This window comes from Acetobacter oeni (genome assembly GCF_011516825.1).
Taxonomy (GTDB): domain Bacteria; phylum Pseudomonadota; class Alphaproteobacteria; order Acetobacterales; family Acetobacteraceae; genus Acetobacter; species Acetobacter oeni.
The window spans coordinates 1-3,276 of sequence record NZ_WOTA01000073.1 but is presented as its reverse complement, the minus strand read 5'-3'; the positions used below and the strand labels follow the sequence as shown (position 1 = coordinate 3,276).

Annotated in this window: 4 protein-coding genes; 2 read left to right on the top strand and 2 right to left on the bottom strand. The window is 48.9% G+C overall.

The window, feature by feature from the left end:
• Positions 1–65 precede the first annotated feature (65 nt).
• Entirely contained in the window at positions 66–1,868 is a 1,803-nt protein-coding gene (locus tag GOB90_RS18565; RefSeq protein WP_173572217.1) for a glycosyltransferase, read from the bottom strand.
• Positions 1,869–2,182: 314 nt separating this feature from the next.
• Between GOB90_RS18565 and GOB90_RS18560 the strand changes: the two genes are divergently transcribed.
• Positions 2,183–2,539, top strand: coding sequence for a hypothetical protein (locus tag GOB90_RS18560; RefSeq protein ID WP_146893110.1), 357 nt, complete (start codon positions 2,183–2,185; stop codon positions 2,537–2,539).
• 129 nt (positions 2,540–2,668) lie between these two features.
• Here GOB90_RS18560 and GOB90_RS18555 read toward each other — a convergent pair whose 3' ends face one another.
• A complete protein-coding gene (locus tag GOB90_RS18555; protein ID WP_146893112.1) occupies positions 2,669–2,995 on the bottom strand; it encodes a hypothetical protein in 327 nt (108 codons plus the stop codon).
• 129 nt (positions 2,996–3,124) lie between these two features.
• Between GOB90_RS18555 and GOB90_RS18550 the strand changes: the two genes are divergently transcribed.
• A partial coding sequence (locus tag GOB90_RS18550) for a twin-arginine translocation signal domain-containing protein (protein WP_173572216.1) occupies positions 3,125–3,276 on the top strand: 152 nt, incomplete at its 3' end.

Below are 3,276 nucleotides of genomic sequence, written 5' to 3'. Positions count from 1 at the left end.
TACTGCGCTCGGGTGATTTCAGTCCAGGCCATCTTGATCTCATCAGGTTATCGCAAACCCATGAATCATAACCCGCTGAAATCACTCAACTCATTTTCGGTCAGACACTTAGAGGCGATCTTTTTGTAGAGATTCCATAATCGAGCATGAAAAATGCTCTTTTTTGGATTCAAAACCCCGATGTCACACGGCTGAAATTTTGACACAACGTAACGGCCAAATCCTTCAGATGAAAGATTGTTCGGACCAATTTGTCCCCACACGGAGAAGAGATTACCTTCCCCTCTCAGAAGTTCGTCGTTGACCGCGGATGGAGACTGAGTCGGAAAGCAAGCGCCGCTCAGGAGAACAAATCTCTCATTGCGTTTGTCGCTGAGTGCCGCTCTTAAAATAGCCTGCGTAGCCTTTACAACTGAGAAGCCTCCCCAGTTCACCCGTATCCTGTCAGCAACCAGCATGACGCGAAATGAGTCTTTGAAATTGAAAGGCTGATCAACGGTGGTTTTGGCATCCATGTGTATGTAAACGCGAGACCGCGGATCGGAAAGGAGCGCGTTAACCAGGCACTCGAGCTGTTTATCCTGAGAATGAGCCATGATCAGGTAGGCAACCGAGGGTTTTCCATCCAGCAATGAATCTGGCGGACAATATACTTGGGGTTTCCCTTCAAGGCTCGGTAATGGCTCAAGAAAATCAGCAAACCGATTAAATATATCCCGGGTTGGAGATTTTCTTTTTACAGTAAACCCTTTAATTATGCTTTTTACCGACGAGGGAAACGCCACTCGGAATACAGCTCTGGCAAAAAGAACCGGCCAACGTTCTGGCGGCAGAAGTTTTAGGGCGTCCTTCCAGCGACCGCCAAGCGTTAGCCTGATGGCTGCGGCAAGGATGTCCTCTTTTAATTTCGCATATTTGAAACAGCGCGAAGTATTCTCATCTGAACTGGTCACGTGACGAATGAAGGTTATGTCTGACCCTTCAGGTTCATATGGTCTATAGTAACAAATCTCAAGGAGCTTTGCTGACACTGCCAGACCGAACCAATTTATTTCGACTTCTGTAAGTAATTCTCGCACCGCGGATGCCATATCAGCAAGCGACATCGCTGACTCAATGCGTATTTTTAGTTCGGAAGAAAAGTTAAGATCAGTTGTTTTTGTAAGTCGGCGCTGCTCAGATATGGCAGCAAGTTGCGACCACACGGCAAGGCGTCTGCCGTGCACAACGGACTGACTTGACACACTTGCATTATGTACCCGGTAGTCGCCCAGCGGGTCGGAGATGATGTGCATTGTGCCGATAGCGTTTAAACGCCACAGAAGGTCTGAATCTTCTGCAACAGATATATTTCGATATCCCCCCACCATTTCCAGAGCAGAGCGTCGCAGCATCAGCATTGGTTGAAGTAAGTATGGCTCCTCAGCTGGGACAGAAAAACAATCGGCAGCCGTTAGATCTTTCCGTGTCGAGATTGTTCCAAGGTGAAGCCCATTTTCGTCAATGTGCCGGGCAACTGAACTTACCGCCACGCAGTCCGGATTAGTTTCAAGATAGGCAAGCTCTGCCTCAAACCGTTCTGGGTAAGAAATATCATCGCCATCATGCCTGGCAATGAATTCAGCTTTACAATATTGGAGACCAGCATTCAGTGCCGAGACAATCCCGGCATTATCCTGCCGATGATAGATGATCCTCTCGTCGTTGTTAGCGGCTCTCGCGACGAGTTCTCCGGTCCGGTCTGTTGACCCGTCATCCACAATAATAATGTGGATGTCTTTGATAGTCTGCGCTTGAATGCTCGCCAACGTCTCAGAAATATAACGTTCGCAGTTGTAAACAGACATCAGAACGTCAATTTTCGCCACGTCGATACCCCGTTGATTGTGAGGCGGACGTTAAACTCAGCAATCTAACGACACAAGATATGCTCCCCCCCCAATGGATGGTGACTGACCGTAGTCCTTAACGGATTGTCAATTCATCATGGGAGACTATATTAGATGCCCTCATTCCCTGACGCGCACAAACGGACACCGTTCCTCCTGATAATTACTTCAGGAGGGATGGATACGTCGAAGTCTGAACTGTTGGCGTAAGATCTTTTGTGTTCCGAGCGATCGCATAATCACTCGTTGTTTTTACAGCCGCCCTCCGGGGCGGTTTTTCTTTGGGTAACCTTATGAACTCAGACACTATTTTCAGCGATGTCCTGTCGCTGATCCCGACGGAATACCTCGGGACTGCGGCGAGCATTGTGACGTTCGCGATTGCGTCCTGCGCTCTGATTATGCGGTTCTGGAAGCCGCCTGACGCCGGGAGCAGGTGGGCTCCGGTGTACCAGATCGTGTCCGCCATCGCGCAGGCGCGGGGGTGGAATGCCAACGCGTATCAGCCTGGAAGGAAGGCGATCATGGCGCCGGTGAGTCTGCCGCGCGATGAAGCGGCGGCGGCGTTGGGGCTGCCTCCGGACCAGACGAAGCCGGGGAGGCAAGTAAGGACAGTTAAAGACAATGCGGGGGAACCTGATGTCATATGATATATTTCTTATTATTCTAGTGGTATGCGCACCTGTGATGTTGGGCAGCTTTGTGGGTTATTTTTTCATTTTGCGGCCAGAAATCAATAAACAGAAAGCACGAGAAGAATTTTTGAGTCGAAATCAGAATTAATAATCGCGTCTTAAAGAAAAAGTTATTATATCTGCCCGCCCTGTCTCCGCTGAGTGTGTTAAGCGTATTTCTATATCATTGCTATGGAAAGCTGCTTGGATGATTTCATCTTCTGTCATCTTTAGAGCAGCAACTAAGTGTAGTAAGCTTCGATCTCCTCCATCGTCTTTATTGCGTTTTTTAGGATACTCGGCTGCGAGATACTTGCAGAGTTCTTGCTGCTCCTTCTTTGCCTTATATACTGTTCTTATCCAGAACCATACAGCAATAACAGCTGTTAATATTTCAGCGATATTTGCAGTCGCAGATAGATAACCAGACACGTCCACATTCCCGAATCAGCGTAAATACGGCAGAGTAATACTCTGTGGTTTTGGTGCATAGTCGCATCTGGAATACCGATAATCCACAAGCCGCTCCAGTTGGGGCGGCTTTTTTTATGGAAAAACGCCATGACACTCTCTCGCCGCAACTTTCTCCGTAACGCTACTGTCCTCGCAGGCATTGCCGGCCTCGCCGCCTGCACGGCCACCACGACGAACGGCGTCACCACGATCACGCTGAATGTGACGAAAGTGAAGGATTACGGGCAGGCCGGCCTGAA